The organism is Flagellimonas maritima (assembly GCF_003269425.1).
GTDB lineage: Bacteria > Bacteroidota > Bacteroidia > Flavobacteriales > Flavobacteriaceae > Flagellimonas > Flagellimonas maritima.
In genome coordinates, this window is sequence record NZ_CP030104.1 from 175,009 (window position 1) to 197,613 (window position 22,605).

Annotated in this window: 21 protein-coding genes; 8 read left to right on the top strand and 13 right to left on the bottom strand. The window is 35.7% G+C overall.

Annotated features, from left to right (window positions below; genetic code table 11):
- Nucleotides 1-22: 22 nt before the first annotated feature.
- Both HME9304_RS00810 and HME9304_RS00815 read right to left on the bottom strand, forming a co-directional pair.
- On the bottom strand, nt 23-1,507 hold the full coding sequence (locus tag HME9304_RS00810) for a SusD/RagB family nutrient-binding outer membrane lipoprotein (protein WP_112376782.1): 1,485 nt from the start codon (nt 1,505-1,507) through the stop codon (nt 23-25).
- Nucleotides 1,508-1,517: 10 nt separating this feature from the next.
- The gene (locus HME9304_RS00815) at nt 1,518-4,640 is read right to left on the bottom strand and encodes a SusC/RagA family TonB-linked outer membrane protein (RefSeq protein ID WP_112376783.1); all 3,123 of its coding nucleotides are present in this window, start codon (nt 4,638-4,640) and stop codon (nt 1,518-1,520) included.
- 401 nt (nt 4,641-5,041) lie between these two features.
- On the opposite strand from HME9304_RS00815, the gene HME9304_RS00820 reads away from it, so the two are divergent.
- Nucleotides 5,042-5,488 carry a hypothetical protein gene (locus tag HME9304_RS00820; RefSeq protein ID WP_112376784.1) on the top strand — a complete coding sequence of 149 codons (447 nt, stop codon included), beginning with the start codon at nt 5,042-5,044 and terminating at the stop codon, nt 5,486-5,488.
- A 100-nt stretch (nt 5,489-5,588) separates the two neighbouring features.
- Here the strand turns inward: HME9304_RS00820 and trxB are convergent, their stop codons facing one another.
- Nucleotides 5,589-6,566, bottom strand: coding sequence for a thioredoxin-disulfide reductase (trxB, locus tag HME9304_RS00825; protein WP_112376785.1), 978 nt, complete (start codon nt 6,564-6,566; stop codon nt 5,589-5,591).
- 687 nt (nt 6,567-7,253) lie between these two features.
- Nucleotides 7,254-8,003, bottom strand: a complete 750-nt coding sequence (locus tag HME9304_RS00830; protein ID WP_112376786.1) for a carbonic anhydrase family protein — start codon at nt 8,001-8,003, stop codon at nt 7,254-7,256.
- Nucleotides 8,004-8,276: 273 nt separating this feature from the next.
- On the opposite strand from HME9304_RS00830, the gene HME9304_RS00835 reads away from it, so the two are divergent.
- Nucleotides 8,277-9,281 carry an AI-2E family transporter gene (locus tag HME9304_RS00835; RefSeq protein WP_112376787.1) on the top strand — a complete coding sequence of 335 codons (1,005 nt, stop codon included), beginning with the start codon at nt 8,277-8,279 and terminating at the stop codon, nt 9,279-9,281.
- Nucleotides 9,282-9,290: 9 nt separating this feature from the next.
- On the opposite strand, the gene HME9304_RS00840 is transcribed toward HME9304_RS00835, so the two are convergent.
- Entirely contained in the window at nt 9,291-9,728 is a 438-nt protein-coding gene (locus HME9304_RS00840; protein WP_112376788.1) for a PepSY-like domain-containing protein, read from the bottom strand.
- 105 nt (nt 9,729-9,833) lie between these two features.
- Here HME9304_RS00840 and HME9304_RS00845 point away from each other — a divergent pair, with 105 nt between their 5' ends.
- Complete coding sequence (locus HME9304_RS00845) at nt 9,834-10,001, top strand: lmo0937 family membrane protein (protein ID WP_112376789.1); 168 nt, start codon at nt 9,834-9,836, stop codon at nt 9,999-10,001.
- A gap of 77 nt (nt 10,002-10,078) precedes the next feature.
- On the opposite strand, the gene HME9304_RS00850 is transcribed toward HME9304_RS00845, so the two are convergent.
- The 5 genes from HME9304_RS00850 to HME9304_RS16845 form a co-directional block, all read right to left on the bottom strand.
- Nucleotides 10,079-10,621: a lipid-binding SYLF domain-containing protein gene (locus tag HME9304_RS00850; RefSeq protein WP_112376790.1), complete on the bottom strand. Its 543-nt coding sequence runs from the start codon at nt 10,619-10,621 to the stop codon at nt 10,079-10,081.
- Nucleotides 10,622-10,737: 116 nt separating this feature from the next.
- Nucleotides 10,738-11,949, bottom strand: a complete 1,212-nt coding sequence (locus tag HME9304_RS00855; protein ID WP_112379683.1) for a Pycsar system effector family protein — start codon at nt 11,947-11,949, stop codon at nt 10,738-10,740.
- 50 nt (nt 11,950-11,999) lie between these two features.
- A complete protein-coding gene (locus HME9304_RS00860; protein WP_112376791.1) occupies nt 12,000-13,739 on the bottom strand; it encodes a thiamine pyrophosphate-dependent enzyme in 1,740 nt (579 codons plus the stop codon).
- A 9-nt stretch (nt 13,740-13,748) separates the two neighbouring features.
- Nucleotides 13,749-17,336, bottom strand: coding sequence for a ShlB/FhaC/HecB family hemolysin secretion/activation protein (locus HME9304_RS00865; protein WP_239023355.1), 3,588 nt, complete (start codon nt 17,334-17,336; stop codon nt 13,749-13,751).
- A 191-nt stretch (nt 17,337-17,527) separates the two neighbouring features.
- Complete coding sequence (locus HME9304_RS16845; protein WP_164674698.1) at nt 17,528-17,692, bottom strand: hypothetical protein; 165 nt, start codon at nt 17,690-17,692, stop codon at nt 17,528-17,530.
- A 180-nt stretch (nt 17,693-17,872) separates the two neighbouring features.
- On the opposite strand from HME9304_RS16845, the gene HME9304_RS00875 reads away from it, so the two are divergent.
- The 3 genes from HME9304_RS00875 to HME9304_RS00885 are packed head-to-tail and all read left to right on the top strand — an operon-like array spanning nt 17,873 to nt 18,774.
- Nucleotides 17,873-18,235 (top strand): YtxH domain-containing protein, encoded by a 363-nt coding sequence (locus HME9304_RS00875; RefSeq protein WP_112376794.1) that lies wholly within the window; start codon nt 17,873-17,875, stop codon nt 18,233-18,235.
- Nucleotides 18,222-18,575, top strand: coding sequence for a hypothetical protein (locus tag HME9304_RS00880; RefSeq protein WP_112376795.1), 354 nt, complete (start codon nt 18,222-18,224; stop codon nt 18,573-18,575). The genes HME9304_RS00875 and HME9304_RS00880 overlap by 14 nt, the downstream gene beginning before the upstream one ends.
- Complete coding sequence (locus tag HME9304_RS00885) at nt 18,568-18,774, top strand: DUF6327 family protein (RefSeq protein ID WP_112376796.1); 207 nt, start codon at nt 18,568-18,570, stop codon at nt 18,772-18,774. The genes HME9304_RS00880 and HME9304_RS00885 overlap by 8 nt, the downstream gene beginning before the upstream one ends.
- Nucleotides 18,775-18,780: 6 nt before the next feature.
- On the opposite strand, the gene HME9304_RS00890 is transcribed toward HME9304_RS00885, so the two are convergent.
- The 3 genes from HME9304_RS00890 to HME9304_RS00900 all read right to left on the bottom strand — a co-directional run bounded on the left by HME9304_RS00890 (nt 18,781) and on the right by HME9304_RS00900 (nt 21,313).
- Nucleotides 18,781-19,818, bottom strand: a complete 1,038-nt coding sequence (locus HME9304_RS00890) for a helix-turn-helix domain-containing protein (protein ID WP_112376797.1) — start codon at nt 19,816-19,818, stop codon at nt 18,781-18,783.
- 183 nt (nt 19,819-20,001) lie between these two features.
- Nucleotides 20,002-20,691, bottom strand: a complete 690-nt coding sequence (locus HME9304_RS00895; protein ID WP_239023356.1) for a DUF2652 domain-containing protein — start codon at nt 20,689-20,691, stop codon at nt 20,002-20,004.
- Nucleotides 20,606-21,313 carry a flavodoxin family protein gene (locus HME9304_RS00900; RefSeq protein WP_112376799.1) on the bottom strand — a complete coding sequence of 236 codons (708 nt, stop codon included), beginning with the start codon at nt 21,311-21,313 and terminating at the stop codon, nt 20,606-20,608. Before HME9304_RS00900 ends, HME9304_RS00895 begins: the two co-directional genes overlap by 86 nt.
- Before the next feature lie 180 nt (nt 21,314-21,493).
- On the opposite strand from HME9304_RS00900, the gene HME9304_RS00905 reads away from it, so the two are divergent.
- Nucleotides 21,494-22,072 carry a hypothetical protein gene (locus tag HME9304_RS00905; RefSeq protein WP_112376800.1) on the top strand — a complete coding sequence of 193 codons (579 nt, stop codon included), beginning with the start codon at nt 21,494-21,496 and terminating at the stop codon, nt 22,070-22,072.
- Between the two features lie 83 nt (nt 22,073-22,155).
- The gene (locus tag HME9304_RS00910; protein WP_112379684.1) at nt 22,156-22,602 is read left to right on the top strand and encodes a hemerythrin domain-containing protein; all 447 of its coding nucleotides are present in this window, start codon (nt 22,156-22,158) and stop codon (nt 22,600-22,602) included.
- Nucleotides 22,603-22,605 lie beyond the last annotated feature (3 nt).

Here is a 22,605-nt window from a genome sequence, read left to right on the forward strand (position 1 = left end):
ATTAACTAATTACTTATTTTATTTAATCTCTATCCCACCAAACTGGAGTAACTGGCGTTTCTTGATTGGCCAAAACGTTTTCTTCGTTCCTATTTAACTCAGTAGCTGGGTATTCAGCCCTTCTAAACCATTGACCAAAGAAATCACTGTCATCGCTGGCTTCTTCTTGGCGTATTTCAAGTCCAACAAAAACCTCATCAGAAAAGTCATATCTTCTAAAGTCGACGAAGGTTTCGGGATTTAAGAAATTGTGTATGTACTTTTCTTTCATTATATGGTTCAACATAAGTTCATCTGCGCCAACTGCTATGGCTGGATCAGCCAAATAGTCAGAACCATCAACACCATACATATCCATACTTGCCTGAATACCTTCTAGATAAGCAGAATATGCTGCTTCACTAGATCCAGTACTTGTAGTTGTACCACCATTAGCAAGAAAAGCAGCTTCTGCCTCAATAAACTTTGCTTCAGCGTAACTAATTAAAAGTAGTGGAGAATCAATGCTGGTATAGTATCCGTCGGTTCTAAATCTAGTATTGGCGTCGGTACCATCTGGTGCAAGCCCCTCGCTACCACTTACAAATCCTTTATATTCATCTTCACCACCATTTTCTGCAAATAAGGGAAGGCGAGGGTCAATTTCAACAATGCCGCCTTCAAAAGGAAAATAATCCCCATTCATAGAACTTACAAGTTGGCTCGCTATATCTTTGCTCAAATTACCTGTTTGCCTAGCTAAGATTTCTTCTGAATACCAAGGATTGATATTTCTTTCATCGAAAAACAATAAAAAATCATCTTCTGTTGAGCTATATCCATTTGCAATACTTGCTAAAACTTCATTAGAAGAAACAACACCCTTGTTAACTAGATGCAATTGATATCTAGCTTTAATAGTATACGCAGTACGCAACCATTTTTCAACATCACCACCATATACTATATCTGAATCTCCAAGAGTGAGGTTGGAATTATCAGGGTTTTCTAAAGCAGAAATGGCATTGTCCAGAATTGAAAATAATTGATTATATATAGATTCTTGCGCATCAAATGCGGGAAACGTATTTTCTGGGGCTTCGCTCGCCTCGCTGAAAGGTACATTATCCCAAGTATCTGTAGCAATACCTATATTTATTGCTATTAAAACATCTGCAATCGCATTTATGTGCGGAGCATCGTTTTCAATAGCTTTATCTTTTATAATTCTAAGATTTGGCAATGCATTTAAGTACACCTGTAACCAAAGACCACTTGCTGTTGTCTGACCAGCCGCTCCTCCTCCAGTACTTACAAAATTTTGAACATAATTCCCAAAAGAGAGCTCTGCCGAGCGTTGTCCTTGCATAGTGTTCAGAAGAACAGGTCCTACTAAATCCTGCATTCTTAATTGGTCTACCGTAGCCGTATTTGAAGGTGTATTTATATCATAATAACTATCACTACACCCTATAAAGAAAAACAGGACCAATACTTTAATTGTTATATTTAAAAATTGTTTTCTCATAATAATCTTTTTAAAATCCTACATTAATACCAAATGAATAGCTTTCCGCTAAAGGAACGCTTAATCCTGCAAAACCATATACATTACTACCGGCACTGAACTGATTTCCTTCGGGATCGTATCCTTCATAGGGTGTCCATAAAAGTATATTATTGGCGTTTACGGAAAGGCTTACACGTGATAGATTCAAATTACTTAACAATTTTCCGCTCAAGTTATAGCTAAATCCAATATTCCTTAGTTTTACCCATGATGCATCCTGTACTAAAATCTCTGATGCTCTGTTATAGTCTGTAGAACTTCTATAATAATCCTGATCTATAAGTGTTTCGGTAGTATTTGGAATAAAACCACCATTACCATCATCCATTACACCGTCAAGTATTGTAGTTTCATCCCTAAATTCAGTAATTCCTAAAATACCATTTCTAATACCATTTCTTCTACCTGAATCATATAAATCACCTCCTTTTTTATATTCAAGTAAAAAATTGAACCCTAAACCTTTCCAACTAAAGTTACTACCTAGAGACGAGATAAAATCTGGAAAAGCATTTCCCACTTTTTGACGTTCCTCAAAATCTATTTCGGGTTTTCCTTCTTCATCAATATATCGCTCTCCATTTTCATAGCGCCATCTCCATCCATAAAGCGAACCCATTTCATCTCCTTCCCTAACTTCTGAAGTAATTCCAGCAAATCCTGAATTTGCAAATACTATCGATTCTATATCATCAGGAATTTCCAATACCTTTCCTTCGCTCGTAGACCAGTTAAGTATAAGTTCCCACTTAAAATCTTTCTTTTGAATAACATCTGCACTTATTAATAATTCATGTCCAAAAACTTCAAAGTCTCCAGCATTCCTTGTTATGCCAGATAGACCGGAAGATTGAGCCGTTCCAACTGTAAAGATTTGGTCTTTTACACGAGTATTAAAATAAGCATAATCCATGCGGATACGATTTTTCAAAAATCGAAAGTCGGCACCCAATTCAGTAGATTGATTTCTTTCTGGAATAATCTCTAAATCCCCGAATCGTGTACTTCTCCGGAATCCTCCAGTGCCCCCAAAAGGGAAATCTTCATCAACCACAAAAAATTGACCTACATCTCCAAAACCAGGGCCCTTTCCTACTTCAGCCCATGAGGCTCTTAGTTTTCCAAAAGTGAAAATATCATTTTCACCAAACAAGCTGGATACATCATATGCTAAACTTACTGATGGATAAAAGAAAGACCTATTATCTTTTGGCAATGTAGACAACCAATCATTTCTGCCTGTAAGTGTCAAAAATAATTTTTCTTTGTAACCTAGTTTCAACTCGCCAAAAACACCAACATTTCTAATTCGTTGAACATCATTATCTATAAAGAAATTTATAGTATTACCTATTTCATTTATTCCTGGAACATTCAATCGTTCTCCCCTTGCCTCGTCATAATCTCTTTTGGTATCGGATATTTGATGTCCTAATGTTAGATCGGTAGAAAAATCATCTGACCAATCTTTATTGAATGCTACCAATAAGTTGGATTCCAAAGCAGTGAAGTTTATATTCTGGTTGAGAATGAAACCACCAACTTGAGATCCGCCATCTAAATCCGCGCCAACAAATCGATTTCTTTTATCTGAGTAGTTATCAATCTGTGCTGCATAGGTTACATTGACCCAGTCTTTGGGGTTCCAGTTTAAAGTAGTATTACCTACCCAGCGGTTTACATTATCTATTAAGCTGCTTGTCTCCATAAGATAACGGGGATTATCTATAATTCCAAAAGAATAGTCCCTCTCACTGCCATCAGGATTTATATAATCGTTGATGGGGAACGTACCAGAAAAGAAAGACAAAGCGCTCATAACAGATTTATCTCCTCCGTTAGCCCTTCTTCCGCCAGATTTTGTATAAGCTATAGAAGTGTTAATTTTAAATCTATCGGTCACTTTATAACCAGTATTTAATCTAAAAGTTGTTTTTTCAAAATCTGTATTTGGTAAAATTCCTTGTTCATTATTATTTCCCAAAGAGAAAAAATAATCTAACTTTTCATTAGCTCCACTCAAACTCAAGTTTACTTGAGAATTGAATCCTGTCCTAAATATATCATAAGGACTATAGAAGCGATCATCAGATAAATCTACTACAGTTTCATCTTCCAACGTAAAAGAATCATCTGAATATCGTGGTCCCCATGACCAAAAAACCGTACCGTTCTGAACTCTATTAAAGCCAGTTTCAGATCCAGGGTCGTAAAGTAATCTTGGAGCTCCTCTAAATCCCTCTCTATAGGTTGTCTGCAATTCTGGTGTAGTTCTTACATTTCTAAATGTTGTAGATGCCGTAAAATTAACTTTTGCTTTACCTTGTTTACCTCTTTTAGTGGTTATTATAATAGCTCCATTAGAAGCCCGTACACCATAAAGAGCAGTTGCTGCGGCTCCTTTTAAAACGCTGAAAGATTCAATATCTTCTGGGTTTATGTCTCCAGCTCTATTTGAAAAAGCAAACTGTTCAGCACTATCTGGAGAATTGGAACCAGCACTAGGTCTCACTTCTCCCGAAAAAGTATCATTGTTCAATGCTATACCATCCACAATTATAAGAGGTTGGTTGTTTCTATTAGGATTAACAGAAGTGACCCCACGAATTAGAATATCAACACCTCCACCTGCTGCACCCGAAGTCCTATTAATTTGAACACCTGCTACCCTACCCTGTAAGGTCTCAATTGGATTTGCTTGACCAATAAGATTAACATCTTCTGCTTTTATTTGCGTAACAGCATACCCAAGTGAACGTCGCTTCTGCTCAACACCAAATGCAGTCACAACTACTTCGTCCAGAGCTTGAGAGTCCTCAAGCATAACAACATTGATCGTATTACTTGACCCAACTGTTGCTTGTTGAGCTTTCATACCTAAATAAGAAAATTCTAAAATGTCGCCTTGGTTTGCAGCTATAGAATAATTTCCATCAAAATCCGTGGTGGTACCATTGTTGGTTTCAAGTACAACAATGGATACTCCAGGTAAAGGAGTTCCTGATTCGTCAACAACACTTCCCGTAATGGTCTGACCATAGGAGAATGCTGCAAACAATAAAGTAAAAGTGGTGAAAATTGCTTTTGTCATAAGTTAGTTATTAAAAATGGTGGCTAAAAGTGTATAAAAATTGTTAATTATCAAACAATATTATCTTAAAATGTTTGATTTCTAATCAACAATTAACAGATTTAGCGATTTAGTACCGATTTTTTGCAGTATTATCATTGAAAATGGTAAAAATTAGCAGCAAAATACCGCAAAATTCTTGTCGAATCCATTAATACCTTCAAAAAATGCATTTTTTTGCTTTTAATGTAGCTGTGAAATCTGTTTCCTTAATCAAGTGTTTGCTTTTAAATTAATATTGAAAGAATCGTATTACATTACTTTTCCGTACCATCCAAATATTTTAATCTGTAAAATCGATTTTGTACATAATTCTTTGTAAATTAAAGGGTTAATTAATACTAATCTTAAAAGTCGAGGATATGAAAAAACTACTTGGATTGGTTTTGTTGATGTTACTTTTTGTTTCTGCCACAGAATTTACATCTTCTAAACCTGAAGCAAATAATTCCATTGAAGGCACATGGGAATTACAAAGCTTCTATAGCTACGATGGACAGGACATTACGGATACCATAAAAAAATCTGAGGGATACCGCCAGGTCAAAATGTATTCTAAAGGTAAGATTATGTGGACCAGATATGTCCCTGATGACCCCAACGGAAGATTTGGCTATGGTTCTTACAGAATTACCGAAAACTCATTAACTGAAACTATAGAGTACGGCGATGACAATATGATGAAAGCATTGGACACCATGAGGAACTTTACTTTTGAACTAAAATTAAAAGAGGATACCTTTAGTCAGATTACACTTGATGATGAAGGTAATAGAACATTTTCCGAAAATTATATACGTATTGATTAGCCCCTATATGTTTTTTAAATATAAAAGCGCCCAGAAATCGATTTCTATTTGATTCCAAGGCGCTTACTTTTCTAAATAAAATGATTGTTTTAGATGTATTTTAATCCCAACGAGCGGTCACTTCTTCAGTTGATCCAACTGAGGCCAAATATCTTTCGGCATCCAAAGCGGCCATACATCCTGTTCCTGCAGCAGTAACTGCTTGCCTGTATTCTTTATCTTGTACATCTCCACTTGCAAAAACTCCCGGTTTGTTTGTTTTGGTCGATTTTCCTTCAGTTAATATATAACCAGTATCGTCCATGTTTAATTGGCCTTTGAAAATATCGGTATTTGGTTTATGCCCGATAGCTATAAAAAGTCCAGTAATAGCAATTTCTTCTTTTTCTCCTGTTTGATTGTTTACCATCCTTAGACCCTCTACTACTTGTTCACCTAGGACCTCATCTACTTCAGTATTGTATTTAATAACAATATTATCAAGATTTTTGACACGGTGCTGCATTGCTTTGGAAGCTCTCATATAATCTTTACGCACCAACATTGTTACTTTTTTACAGATATTGGCAAGATAAGAGGCTTCTTCTGCTGCTGTATCCCCAGCACCAACTATTGCAACCTCTTGGTCTTTATAGAAAAATCCATCACAAACAGCACAAGCAGATACTCCGCCTCCACGCAATCGTTGCTCGCTTGGAATATTCAGATATTTTGCTGAAGCCCCTGTTGAGATAATGACACTTTCGGCTTCAATTAATTTTGTATCATCTACAGTAATTTTATGTATACCTCCAACTTCATCACTGAAATCCACTTTAGTGACCATTCCAATTCGAACATCTGTTCCAAACCTTTCCGCTTGTTTTTGAAGCTGTACCATCATCGTAGGACCATCTATTCCTTCTGGATAACCTGGAAAATTATCTACTTCGGTCGTTGTGGTAAGTTGACCGCCAGGTTCCATACCTGTATACATAACGGGTTTTAAATCTGCCCTAGCTGCATAAATAGCAGCAGTGTAACCAGCTGGACCAGATCCTATAATCAATGTTTTTAATCGTTCTATTTGTTCAGACATACTCGTGCTTTATACATATATTGATTTTACAAAAGTAGGTTTTTTGAACAGAAACTTACAAAGTGTTCTACCGCTATTAAATTAATTGATTTAGGCAAAGTTTTCAAAAAAAAGGACATAAGAACAGCTTATACTATCGAAGTTCAACCAAAACGAAAAGAGCCCTAGGAAAAAGGCTCTTTTTATAAATAAGTAGGTTAAGTGTATAAGTATATCAATAAAATCTTTTTAAAAACGTTACAACCAAGGAGCTCAACCTCATAACTCCTTGGCGTAACGTAAACCTCTTTCAAATAAAATGGTTAAGAAAAAATACTCTTAAAGCATTAACATTCAAATTCATATCTATTCTTGAAGGTTTATCTAAAGTGTCATTTATTTTATGACTACTAACTCGGTGTAAACTTAGTATTGAATTATTGATTTTAGACACCTCAATTAACCAATGGGCGGTTTCCGTTTACGAATGGGCCTTCTGGATCAATATTTAATTTTTAAATCAAGATTTATAAAACGGTTCCCATAAAAATAACGAGATAAAAAAACAGCTAATAATTCCAAATATATGTTTGGAAACTATTAACTGCTTGGATAGCCTATTTGACAAGAAAATAAAACCGACTATACCTTATATAGAGTGACTAGAGAATTGACTTAGATTAGATGCCATGTATTAAATGCGATTGGTTAATCTAGAAAATTAACAACGCCTGTGTCCATATCATAGACTGCACCTTTAATTGCAACTTCTCCTTTTATATACATTTCATTGAGTATAGGACTATCGGCTTTTATCTTTTCTACTGCATGTTTTACATTGTTCTCGCTTACTTCGTGAACAAAAAGACGATTTTTGGAAGATCTTTCTCCTTTGGCTTTAGTTGACATTTTAATTGCCGGCTTTATATTGGCCAGCATACCGGTTATATTTCCTAATTCCACATCATCAATGGCAGCGTGGATTGCGCCACAGTTCTCATGGCCCATTACCAATATCAATTTAGCTCCTGACACTTTGCACGCAAATTCCATACTTCCCAAAATGTCATTATTTATAAAGTTTCCCGCTACCCGTGCCACAAACATATCACCAATTCCTTTATCAAAAACATCTTCTACCGGCACCCTACTATCAACACAAGAAAGAACAATAGCTTTAGGATATTGACCTGCTACACTCTCCCTAATTTGAACAGAATGGTCCCTAGCTGTTAAATCACTACGTACAAATCGTTCATTTCCAGCTCGGAGATTCATTAATACATCTTCAGGTGAAAGCAAAGCTTGCTCCTCAGCGCTTAATACATCCTCAACTAGAATACGATTTTTATCTATTAGAACTTTATTGTTTTCTGATGTATCCATATCCTGCGCTTGGACAGCTATTACAACTGTTGATAGCGCTATAAAAACAAAGGGCTTAAAATAATTTTTCATAATAATTGATTTAATTTTTATTAGTCGACAAAAATAAATAATTAAATAAATCTGATACTATTACTATTCATAAATAATAGTTAAACTATTAATATATAATAGTAATACTTTCTTTTCTGATTTTTTTGAAAAAATATTAATGTTGTTATATTATTATCTTCAACATAAAAGATAACGGAACTGTTTTACTACAAAGCTTAACTTATTTGGTAATAACTTAAGTCTGTTACACCGACTTTATGTAATTTCAAAAAATAAAACCAACCATATAATATGGGTAAAATAAGCAGCCTTTCCATTAGACAGATTTTTGTTCTGGTCAGTATCACTGTAATATCTATTTTAATTTTTATGGAACTTCTCCCGTATTTTTCGGGTGTTTTAGGAGCGATAACTTTTTATGTTTTATTAAGAAAACATATGAAAAAACTCCTTTCAAAGGGTTTAGGAAAAAATTTTTCTGCTTTAATCCTAATGTTGTTCTCTCTTATTGCCATTCTTCTCCCGTTTTTAGGAATTGTTCTTATGACAGCTGATAAAATAGGTAAGGCCGTGGTAAAATCCGAAGCAGTTTTTAAATTGGTATCTGAGAAACTAAAGAATATCAATGATAGACTTGGAGTAGATATAGCACCAGTTTTCGATTCGGAACGTATTTCAGGGTTTATTTCCGACCAATTGAACAATTTTGCAGGTGGAGCCTTTAATGCTACTGTTTCAATCGCGATTATGTACTTTCTTTTATTTTATATGCTTACAAATCAAAAACGCCTTAAAGAAACCTTGTTCGAATATATACCTATAACTGATAGAAATTTAAATTTAATTGGCAGTGGAGTACGCCAAATGGTAAGGGCAAATGCCCTGGGCATTCCACTTGTGGCTATTGCACAAGGTATAGTGGCACTTATCGGGTTCTTGATATTCGGAATAAATGAACCTTGGTTCTGGGCACTAATTGTTACCATTGGCTCAATGATTCCTTTTGTAGGAACGGCAATTGGAATTCTACCACTTTTTTTGTTGTTGCTTTCCAACGGGCAAACTTCAACAGCTTGGGCTATTTTTATTTATGGATTTTTCGTTATAGGCACCACTGATAATTTCATAAGACTCTATATTCTTAAACGTATCGATGATGTACATCCTCTTATTACATTAATCGGTGTTATTATAGGAATACCCATGTTTGGGTTCATCGGTTTGATTTTTGGGCCACTTTTAATAAGTCTTTTCCTGATTATCGTTAAAATCTATAAAAATGAATATGGAATTTAGATAAAGGAATTAATTTATTATTTCACCTTTTGAATTGAATTCAATATCAACCTTAGATCCATCCTTTTTGAACTCAACATCATAAAACGTCCCTTTAGAATGGTGTTGAACTTTTTCTATTTCAACAATTTTTAAATCCTTATAATTATCTTCTATAGCCTCTTTTATTGCTTTGGGCACATCTTTTTTATCGATGGAACTTTCTGTTTCAATCCATTTTCCCTCAGGTGTAAAGTCTGCCCTGTAAGAGATGCCGTCAATTTTAAAATGTGATTCATAATTCCCATTTTTGTCCAAATGCCAATCAGGATCATTTTCATTTGGGTACATATCAATAAAAGTACTTTTTACCTCTTGGGGCGCCTGCCCTTTTGTTTCGGATATGCAAGAGCATGTTAAAAGTATATAAGTGCTTAAAACAAAAAAATTATTCTTTATATGCAGCATATTTGTTTTTTGAAAATTTCAATTGAGTTAAAACTAAAACCATAAGAGTTTAGGATACTTCTTGGAAATATATATTTTTTCACCGAACAAATTAACATACAAATTATGAGAAGTTTACTTTGGCTTGTTGCGGTTATCTGTATTGTAGTCTGGCTTTTAGGCCTTTTAGGTGTTATACCAGGCCTATCTACAGGTGGTCTTATCCATGTATTGTTGGTGATTGCGGTAATCGTAATTCTATACAATGTAATTTCAGGTAAAAAACCACTTTAGAGATTTTAAAAAACTATTACCAAACTAAACGGGGCAATTCTATAATTGCCCCGTTTTTAATTAGAGGTGTTTTAGTTCTACTTGTCAAACTCGTCATAACTGAATTTTTGACCGCCCACTGATGCGCTAGCCATTAGCCCAGCTTTTGGAAGTGCAAAGACTGCCACGCCATCTTTATATTTTGCATTAGCAGCGATACCGGATTTTACTGCAACTGCGGATACTTCAGCACCAAATTCAAAATCACCTTCCTTGAATTTTTCCAAATCTTCGGTAGTCTCAAAAAATATTACTTCAATGATTGACTGTCCTCCAGCCTGCAATCCAACATTCAGCTTTTTTAGGCCCGCTTTCCCGATTGCCATACCATCTTCATAAACAATTCCGTTCCCAGATGCACCTCCAATTATAAGACCGCCCTTACCCACATTGGGAAAAAGAGCATAACCCGCAGAATTATCAAAAAAATCTTCCAGATTTGGATCTGCGGCCAATAAAGATGTTTTAGCGCTATCGGCATCGCTCATAAGTCCCTTTATCTTTTCTGAATCCGATTGTGCAAATGCTGTAGCTCCTGCAACAACAAATAATAGCACTATTGCTTTTCTTAAGTGTTTCATATTTTGTCTCTTTAAATGATTAATAATTTTTTGATATATGTATAAAGGTAAGATAGTCCTAAAATCTAATTGTAACAATACATATTAAGATTGATGCATATAGAATTATACTTGGATTATTGACCCAAAAGATTTTCAACGGGAAGAACCCTTTCCGGACCGAAGAATTTTAGGGATATGGAAAACACAATCACCGATACAATCATACCAATCATAAAAACGGTATACGTCCATCGTAACAGTCTATACTTTCGCTCTAGTACGATTCCAAGATAGTAGAGGTCTTTAGTCAACGAATTATAAATATAATCCCTGTCTTTCACCAACTCCTGCATAGCCCACTCATAATTTGCCAATTCCATTTTGTGAAAATTACCAAAAAACAATAAATTTACTTTCTTGCTTTTTACATCTTCTTTTGTAAACTCCCCACTTGTAACATTTGGTCTAGTTGCCATGATGGACATTACCATAGCAGCAATACAAAATATTATAAAAATAAAGGTTGGGTAGATCAAATACGAATTGGTGGGATTATCGAGTTTAGGAATCAAGTTTGCCAACGCCAAGGATATGATTATTGCATTTACAGAGAGTAGGATATTGGCTTTGGTGTCGGCAATATCACTCAACTTTATATGGTTTCGTAAGGTTACCCTATAGAGCGTCTGCACTCCCCTATCAACAATCTTTCCTTTAAATTTGGCTTTCAGTTTTTCTTTTCGGACCAGTTTCTTTCCCTTTTTTTTGGCCTTCACCAATTTTTTTAGGTTCGTCTTTTTTTGTGGACCCCAATTTTCAATTGCATAATCTGTATAGAACTGGTGTTTGCTTCTGAAGAGATACAATTGGTTTTTTCGCCATTCTGATAAAGAAATATCTTCATCCCTCAAATTTTGAAGCTCTTCTCGCCATAATTCTGAGAGTAATCTATAATCTTCCCCACCCAAAAAAGAGTATTGGATATCGCTAATGATTTCCTCCATCTTGTTATTTGGGATTTCGTCATTATCTGTAAAAAGTAACAGACTTTCAAGGGTTTTTAACTCGTTGTCGGTGTATTTTTTTGTTTTTAGGAACAGCTGTAGCTGTTGAATCGAAGAATAGATATCCAGACCGTTCTTTAATAAATGGATATCCATAAAAAGAACAACAAGGTATATTGATTCTTTTTCTTTCTTTTCAAGCGCTGTAGTCTCCAACAAATCATCTGCATTATCAAGCAATCTCGATTTTAATTCCCAATTGCGAAATAACAGGCCGTCTTTTCTAGACTCTTCGTAAAGCTGTTTAATATGTAATTTGGCTTCTTCTACAATATTGTCCATTTCGAATGTTTTAAGATTCAACTTCTATTTGTTCGCATAATGGGAAAACCCTAATCAAAATATGATTCAATCTCTTTTTTAATATTATCCCATTGTGCCCTATCCCCTTTTAAGGCCCTCCACAATTCTTTTGTTTTGGAAACGCCAAAGTTAACGGCATGTTCCAATTCAATCTTGGGCGGAAGTGCAAGTTCTCCACTAGTGACCACAGCATTGATAATAAAAGGCAATTTTGAGTTTTTTGCCCTTATCACAGCATCATGGACCTGATCCGCTTCGCTTATGGTTATTCCGTCTCCTCCACAAAGTTTTGCATAAGCGGCAAAATCTATATTATTAACTGCCAATGCATCCAGATTTGGAGCCAGCCCCGCTTCTTCCATTTCAATTTTAACAAAACCTAACTCTGAGTTATTGAAAATGATGATTTTAATGGGTAATTTATAGGTGACCGCAGTTTTAAAGTCATGCATTGACATATTGAAGGCTCCGTCCCCGACCATTGCCCAAACTTCTCTCTTGGGAAATTGTAGTTGTGCACCAATAGCCGCAGGAAGCCCCACTGCCATAGAGCCATGATTGAAGGAACCTATAATCCTACGTCCAGAGTGGAAATTCATGATATTGGAAGACCATATGGCAGAAGTCCCTGTATCTATGGTAAAAATAGCATCATCACTGGCCAGGTCACTAACAGATTTAGCAACTATCTGGGGGTGTGTAGGTGACATCTCCCTGTCCGTGCTGCCTTTTTCATGCATGTTGTTTTTCCATGTTCTGAAATTTTCGTTCAATGAATTAAGCCACGAACCATCTTCTTTTGCATGTATCAATTTTCTTAATTGGGGGATTACAGAAACTATATCGCCGTGTATACCCAAATCTATAGGTGTTCTATTGCCTATATTTTCTTCCCTTTTATCAATTTGGATTATTTTGGTATTTTTTGGTAAGTAGTTTGTATAAGGAAAGTCAGTACCAAGCATCAATAATAGGTCACAGTCCATTACTGCTTCGTAGCCTGATTTGTTTCCTATCAATCCCGTTAGACCGACTACATTTTTAGTGCTATGATCAAAGATGTCCGATGATCTTAAAGAATGGGTAATGGGAGCTTTTATATGTTCTGAAAGTTCTAGAACATCAGCTCTTGCTTCTCTACAACCTGCACCGGCCAAAATTCCAACTTTCTCAGCAGTATTTATCATTTTTGAGGCTTCCAATAAGTATTCGCTGCTTGGCACGGTCAATGATTTGGAACGAAAGACTTTATGAACGAAGAATTCATTTTCAGCTTTCATAAAAGCGATGTCGGATGGGAGTTCTACCCTACAGACACAGTTTTTATTGACTGCTATTCTAATTGCCCTGAGAATTACCCTTGGTGCTTCTTCAGGGGAACGTACTACAGCTTGATATTCACAAATGTCATCAAATATTTTCGTCAAGTCCGCTTCTTGGTGGTATGCTGTTCCTAAATGCTCAATGGGTATCTGTCCGGTAATCGCCAAAACTGGGGAACGCTCTTTTTTTGCATTGTAAAGACCATTGACCAAATGTAATGCTCCAGGACCGACCGTACTTGCACAAACTCCAAAGTTGTTACCCAATTCCCCTTGCGCAAAGGCCGCATAAGAAGCATTGCCTTCATGATTGACTCCAATCCATTTTACATCATCCTGCTTTGCAATAGCATCAACCAATGGATTCAAAGCATCGCCTGCTACACCGAATATGTGTTTTACACCTTCGTTTTTTAATATCTGTAATAATTGATCCGATACGTTCATACTTATTATTTAAAAAGGGATTCCAAGACCTACCTGAAGTAGATTGGTCTCTCTTGAATTGAAATACCCTATCTGAAACTTTAGTGCTTTTAGACTACTGATCCAGAATCCTCCACCTTGCGATATATGCCAAACATTTGAATTGTCGTTTTCTACCCAAACCCTACCGTAATCAAATCCTCCATAAATACCGATGGTTACGGGGGAAACTGCAGTTATGTATCTTTTTAGGCGAAGTTTAAGGTCCGTACTCTGGAAGAAATAGGATTTACCTGAAAAACGTTCGTCCCTAAAGCCCCTTAATCCATTGTCCCCGCCAATTGAAGGTGCATGATAGAAAAAGAATTCATTATTCCCAATGTTGGTCATTACTTTGGCGGTAGACCCCAGAACAAGGTCGCCAGATGGAATCAATTTATAGTCAAAGCCTACTCTTAAAGAAGCATAACCAAATTTGTTGTTATCCGTATTTAAATTGTATTTATACCCTGCTGCAAAACCAAAATAAATTGCCTTGGTCGGGAAATCATCAGCATTGGTTCTGTCGTAATCACCAGTTAATTCTGCTCCCAAAAATGTCTGATTCTCAAATATTTCGGGAGAAAAATTATCTGTATTGAAAAGCCTCTGGTCATTTTCATTTAACCGGAAAGATTCTACGAGTCCCCTAAATCTTAGACTGTAGTAAGCCAAACCTACGCTGGCTTTAAGTTGTCTTAGCCTAGCCCTGTAAAAATCCCTGGTCAATTGATTCTCTTCGTTCACGGTCTCATTGCCGAATCCAAAAAAGTTTTTCGCAAACCTATCGCTTGTATAATAGCCATCGATCTCAAAATTCCATGAAGGAAATATATTGCCAAAAACGCCTTTGTATTTGACTTCGGTAGCTTGAAAACCAAAATAGTAATTAGCTGCCAATTGATGCCTTTGTCTAAAAGAGTTTCCATTTATACCATTTATGGTATAAGTATCGCTGAGGCCCAAAAACAGGCCATCATCTTGTCTAAAGCCAATATTTGGAACAAGTATGTTCATATTTGGTTTAAAATATCGCCAATGAAAGGAATTGGTTTTGTAGATGTCACTTATTTGTTTAGATGGAACTTGATCATTAAAAATGGTTTCTTCATGATTCCATTCGTAAACTTTTAGTCGTTTCTTATTTTTAATATTAAATTCATCTTCCCCGTAGCCTCCTACGATCCTGATTTTTATTTCATTGTCCCCGTTACCCCCAATATTGAATTCGTCATCATCTCCAAGACCATAAAGCCAGATTTCCTTGGTTTCATCCTTATTGAATACCCGTTGATAAATTATTTCGTTTTTCTCATCGGACAGCAAACGTTTTACTACGACCTCCGTTATACCGTCAGGCCTACGTTCAACTTCAAATAAATCATCCTTCTCTGTTCCGGTTATGGTCACTATCTTATTTAGGTATTCTGCATATTGTTCGGCCGCTTCATCCAACATTTGAAGCCTTTTTTTCAAATTTTCCTTGATTTCTTCGATTGTTTCATCCCTTACTTCGGCTGGGAGTCTTTGAAAAGCTTTTTCTATGACCGCAGTTGTCAAATTCTTTTGAATCGCTTTCGCTTCATCTACCCAGACTTGTGTCCCGTGACTGTTCAATAATGCGCGGTCTAATTTTTGGCCTCCCATGTTCTGCCATTTTACATTATTGATATCCTCATCAAAAGTCTGCCACATTCTGCTGTTTGGAACAAAAAGTTTGATAAGGCCCATTGCGAATCCATCAAACTTGGGGAACACATTGTCCCTATCGCGAGGTATTGGCATGAACTCTTTTTCACCATCCCTTCCTTCATACTCTATCCATCTCCATTGATCTTGGTGTCTATCCCAGTCCCCTATCAACATATCAAAAATTCTAGCTCTAATAAAGTTTTTTTGATCTACGGTATATGATTCATCGCTCTTGATTTTTTCCAGCATATCGGTAGTGCTTTCGTAATCTGTAACCTTCCCGGATTCATTTATTGTTCTTCTGTACCCTTTATAATTTGCCTGTTCTTCTGAAGGTCTACGCTCCACAAAATAAAGCTCATCACCAAAATTTTCATTGTACTCTTCCAAGGCGTCCTGCTTTGGGATATAGAACAGGTCATTGTCCGAATGGTTGACGCCAGCAGCCTTTGCCAATGGATTAACGGTCAATTGCATATAGGGATGTGCTGTGGTAAAGAAATCGGAAATTACCTTTTCTGCCCAAGTATCTTGATAGTCATCTTGATTGTAAGCAATTCCCGGAAGTTTGAATTTTAGAAATTTTAGTGCGTTTTTCCGTAAAGATCTCATTGAATATTGCCTACCCTGTTCATCTTCTAGCCTTAACGAGAAGGATTGGTGTCCTCCACCTTCCTTTACAACTTTTAATCCTCCATGCAGTGTATCCAAATAAGCCACGGGGGCAGTTACGGATTCACCAAAGTATTTTCGATAGCGTTCACCCCAAAGAAATTTATAAAAACCACTTTTTTCATAAGCTTTTGGGTCATCCAAAACCACGTCTTTAACGGTTTTCTTTTCAACTTTATCGTATTTTTTGATTGTGGTGTCTTTTTCCAGTTTTGGAAGAAGGTTTATTTGCACTTTTCCTTCCATATCATCTTCATTATAGAAAGTGGCTTTAGAGCTTCCATCATCAAAATATTCGAGCTTTACAAATCCCCTTGCTCCATAAGTATATTTACCTTCATACTCAAGCGTACCGCCTATGGCTGTGATTCTTTCTTTGGAAATATGTGTAGGACTTTTGCTTCCCAAAGAACCACTGATCAGTTGATGTATTCCACCACCATATAAATATTGCAGGTTTTCTTCATGCCCGGAAACAACGGTTACCCTTTCTGAAGATTGTGCCAAGGCAGTTACCAAAATACGGAGGTAGTTGTACCTTCTTGAATTTAAATGGTCTGGGTTAAACGACCCTAAATCCATAACGGCCTCTTTGAGGGTTCCATAAACGGGAATTGGTTTTAAATGGTCGCCAATGGTCTGGTTTCCTGCATAAACACCGTTGCTAAAAACTGGATGGTGCATTGCAATTACAATATTCTTTCCTTGGCCATCGTTAATGTAACCTTCCAGTTCTTCCATAAACCTTCTCCTGGTTACAATATCTGTACATTTTTTATTGATATTCTCAATTCTGGACCAATTTGCAATAAACCATTTTGAATCTATCAAAATCAAATCCAAATCATCGTTGATTACTTTATGTTCTATAGGACAAGCATTTTCGGGAAAAAACGAGAGTCTATCATTATCCTTGTCTTTAATATAGTCTTCAATTTTTTCTACTTTTTTGCTATTGTAAGCCTTCCATTCATTGTTTCCCGGAATAAAGATTGTGTTCCCCAAAAATTCGCTTGTGATATTGAGATGTTTATCCATCAGCGATTTGTCCGCTTCCCAATTTCCCAGTTTTTCAGAAATATTATCACCTGTAAAAATGACGGTGCTCTTTGAGCCGGCAGATTTCAATTCTGATTGCAACTTTTGGTATAATTCGTCTGTGGGGGTCTCAGTAACATTTCCCATACCACCGGCAATAAAAAAAGTATGGTTCACTTTATTATTTATACTAAGGGTTGGTTCAAGATTTTTTTGTTGTTCTTTATAAGACGCACACCCTAAGAAAAGAATTGAAAAACTAACAAAAATTAAAAGTACTGAAGGAATCTTGCAGCGTTTGTTCAACATAATGTTGTGTGTTTGGTTTATTGATTGGTAAAATGATTGGGAGAAAATAAGTGTTTGGTCTAAAATCCAAAACCTGTTATTGCTACTGCTATAATTAACAGAATCAAAGCCGCAAGTATAAAGTAGAAAGCAGTTTTGGTTTTAGTATTATTCTGAAAGATATACTTTCTTGTAGGCTCTTCTTCGTTCTTAACGAACTTTGTATTTTCTTCACCTTGTTTCATAACTATTCAGTATTATTCATTCTAACGGTGCAAGATACTTTGGTACTTTATAGATATTTGTTTCAAACGATATCTTCTTTGACCCATTCCCTTTTCCGATTCAAGTCAAGGATTAATGCAATAGCGATAAATGATCGTCCTATTTCGGGTTATTTTTGATAAATCTTAAAAAAACAAATTATGAGTGATAGCAGCAATACATTATTAGGAATCTTGGCGGGTACCGCAATCGGTGCCGTTGTGGGAATTTTATTTGCTCCTGACAAAGGTACAAACACCAGAAGAAAATTGGCAGAGCAATCAAACTCCCTAGTTGACGAGGTAGCAACCAAAACAGGCGAGATTAAGCAGCAGGTAGCGGATACATTGTCCAGCAAAGCTTCAACTTTGGAGGATAAAATGGAGTCTTTGGTAAGCTCTGCTAGCTACAAAACGGAAGACGTAATTACTACATTGGAAGCAAAATTGAAAGAGCTGAAATTAAAGAACAAAAAATTGCAACGTCCTAATCAGAAATTACCGCACCCTAATGAGCTCGCCTAAGAAACTGAGTACCCTAACATCAAAATCTTTTGAAGACTCCCAAGAATTGATTCAACATTCTTGGGAGTATTATAAATTAAAGCTTTTTTTGCACGTTGCAGAATTCAGCACGAATCTTGTGAAATATTCTTTGATCGGAAGTCTTGGTCTATTTTTGTTGTTGTTTTTATCTATAGCACTGGCTCTATATATTGGTGAAGCTATGGGAAATACTGCAATTGGTTTTGTAATTGCAGCTTTGATTTATGGCCTATTTTTGATGGTTATCATCATTATGAGAAAAAAGATTGAAAAGATTATTGTCAGCAAACTTTCTAAATCCATGCTACACGATGAATAAAGTAGATTATGACTCTATATCTGACATTAAACAAGAGCTGAAAATCTTGAGACTAAAGAAAGACATTAGTTTGGAAGAGCTCAAATCAAATAAAGATGATTTTGAAGAGGCAATGCAACCTTTGAGTTTAATCAATAAATTTATCAGTCCCTTCAAAAAAATTGCCATAGCTTACATGTTGAAGAAAATTATTAAGTAAAAATTGTTAGGCCACCGCTGACATTTGCTTTTTATTATTTTTCACCTCACTGGGACTTAAAGCATATTTTTCTTTAAAAATTTTGGAGAAATAACTTCTACTTGTAAAACCTATCGTGTATACGATCTCTGAAATACTTAAATCAGTATTGTTGATTAAGTCCCTGGAAACTTCTAATCTTGCGTTTCTTATAAATTCAGTAACGGTTTGACTGTAAAGCAATTTAAAGCCCTCTTGAAGTTTGGCCTGCGTAAGACCAGTATCCATAGATATAGTTTCCAATGTATAGGGCTTGGAAATATTCTTTTCTATATTTTTTGCGCAATTTCTAATAACCGCCAACTCTCTCTTTAATAGCGTTGTCGGTAATGGCTTATTGTTTACCTCTCTGTTATGTTGAAGCATGTGCATTGAGAGTATTTGGTATACCAGACCTTGAATTTGCATAATTCTGATCATGCCTTTCCCTTTAACAGTTCTTAGAGCACTGATTTTGTCAGCTAATTTTAGATTATAGGTGCCAAAATATGAAAACACCTTTTCATGGTCCGTATCAAGAAATACACTATATAATTTCTGATTGAGTTCTTCGCCTTGATTTAAACGTTTGCGCAAGAAGGGTTTTCGTGCTATTTGAATCACATTGATTGCCAATTTTAAATCCTTTGGAAAGTAACCATAATTATAATCTCCATCTCTACTGGTTATAATTACTGATTGGTACTGTTCTAAAATTTTGATTTCCTCATCGCGTTGAAAACCGAATTTATGGGCACAATAACCTTCTAAACAATATGAGAAATGTATGGGATTAAATTTAGAGGTGTTCATTATCAATGTAACCTCTTTGTAAAAAGTGATATCGTATTCCAATAAACTAACGCCCCAATCAAATGTTATGAACCGTATATTTCCCGAAGCATTTTCATTTTCAATATTTAAGGTATACTCACCCCAACGTTCAACAATTTGACCACCAATTTTGTCGCGTATCTGCTTAACTGTTCCTTCAGTATCCTCAGCATCAATTTTGATAGTAATCATAAAGAACTGTATTTGATTAATTATGAACCGAAGTTCTTACCCATTGTAAAATTACAAATTTGTTTAAGTATTTTGTTAAGCTAATAAAACAAAAAATGCTCTCAATTCAAATTGTTACACTTTAATTTTAATAATAATATATCTTGAAATTTGTTTTTTTGGTTTAAAAATTTATGCTAAAGATTAATCAACTAATGGATTTAGGGGTATATAATGATATTTTAATTCTCCTATATGTTCATAAGTGGTACCACCCTCCTTTAAAATGGCCCAATCAAACTCACCTCCTATTTCATCTTTATCATATTGTTCAAGGAGCACGTTACTGATTAAAAGATATTCTTTTGCTTCTATATCGTTCTTTAACAATCTATGTGCGATTATCACATCTTCTCCCAGTAACTTTATTCTATTGCCGACTTGTGCCGATGCAATTTCATTACCATAGTGCAGTACAATTTTTAAACCTAGAATTTGAGGAATCTTTATGGCTTTGTCATCAGAGGAATATGCTTTTCTCAGTACATCCAATTGCTTATAGAATTCGGTATAAAAAGTTCTGCATTGGTTTATTAAGTCTGTCAGCTTTGGCAACTTGCCATGGCGATAGAAAAGTACGGCATCACCCTCTATTTCAGATACCTTTAAATTTATAGTATTGGAATAAATTACTTTGTTGAGCAATGATGGTATGACCCTTGAACTCAATTCAAAATCCACATCGCTCATAAATTCCGTAAACCCACTTATATCCGGTATGCAAATTAATGTCTGTTCTGCTTTCATATTATCTGTATTCAGGGTTTTCAAAATTCCATCGTGTGCCATCATCCCATTCATCTCTGGAATTTCCGTAGGGAGGATATCCCCCATTGGCTTTTAATATATGGGCCAAATGTAAGAGATTATAGGTCATAAAGGTAGTATTCCTATTGGTGAACTCATTTTTTTTTGCATTAGACTCCTCATCCAAATAGCTTGGTCCAGGCCCTGCTTCACCTATCCATCCACAATCGGCCTGCGGTGGAATACTATATCCCAAGTGCTGTAGTGCATATAAAATGCCCATACTACAGTGCTTTATACCATCTTCATTGCCCGTAATAATACAGCCTCCTACTTTACCATAATATAAATACTGCCCTTTATCATTGGTTTTTCCACTCATGCCATATAATCTTTCAATTAACCGTGACGCAATCGAGGAACGTTCGCCCAACCATATTGGGGTACCTATAATTAAAATGTCTGCAGTATTTACTTTTTCGTATAATTTTGGCCACTCATCCTTATCGAATCCTTTTTCAGTCATATCAGGTACCAGTCCAGGAGGAATCTCGTGATTTGCCAACCTGATATAATCAACATTAACCCCCTCTTTTTTCATTATTTCCATGGAAACCTTCATTAAACCTTCTGTATGGCTCTTTTTGGGAGATGGCTTTAGCGTACAGTTAACGTACAATGCCTTTACATTTGAAAATTTTCCTTCCATTTGAACTACTTTTTAAATGCCGAAGATATGAAGCTTATTAAATATCGTTTGTTCTAAACGAATAATTAGTGCTTTTATCATCCGCCAAAATTCAAGAATTATTTACGATAATCATTAAATCGTTAAAGCACTTAATCCAAGACATACAGACTTACTTTTGAAAAAAACAAACACAATACCATGAAAAAATTATTTTTATTGGCAATAGTAATGTCAACTTTATCTGCGTGCAATATAGAAAAGAAAAAAGAGGGAGAGCTTCCTTCCATTGATGTTGACGTAGATACGGAAGCAGGCGAATTGCCGGAATACGATGTAAAATGGGCAGATGTAAATGTAGGAACCACTACAAAAACCGTTGAAGTGCCAAAAGTCGTAATTGTAATGGAAGAGGAAGAAGTAGAAGTGCCCTATATTGATGTAGATATGCCGGATAATAAATTTGGGGATAAAGAAGAGCGCACATTAATGATCGAGGCCGAAGTTTCCGACTACGAACACGATATTGAAATTGAAGAAATATTTGCAAGTAAGAATACATTGCACGTTATAGCGAAACTTGAGAAATCAGATACCTCTTTGGATGATAAGAAAATGAGAATATCCGATCAAGTAACACTTAATGCGCCTGATCTTAACGTAAAATATTATATTGTAGGTGAGCGTCCTGACAGGGTTTTTAATTCAAGATACAAGTATATAACTTCCATAGAAGATCTTAAGAGCAAAATTGATGACTACACTGTTATCTATAACTAGTGTAAGTCAATTTTGGTTTGATTGGTTGGTTACCCAAAAATGGCTCCTATATTAGGGGCCATTTTACACTTAAAAAAGAAACTATGAAAACAATTTTTGAAGCACTGCGCGTAGACCACGATAAACAGAGGTCGTTACTGGATAAATTGGTTAATACCACAGGTGATAGTGAGGATAGAAATACATTGTACGGCAAACTAAAGGAGCAACTTGAGCAACATGCAGATGCCGAAGAACGGTTTTTTTACAAACCTTTGATCTCTGCAGATATTACACAGGAAAAAGCAAGACATAGTATCGCGGAACATCATGAAATAGACGAACTCCTTGAAGAACTTGATGATACAGAATATAGTTCTCCTGCTTGGTTGGTCACTGCTAAAAAATTAAAAGAAAAAGTAGAGCATCATTTAGACGAAGAAGAACAAGAGGTTTTTCAATTAGCGGGGAAGGCACTAAAAGATAATCAGAAAAAAGATTTAGCGGTTTCCTACGAGAACTATATGAAGGATAAGGGAGTAGAACGATAATAT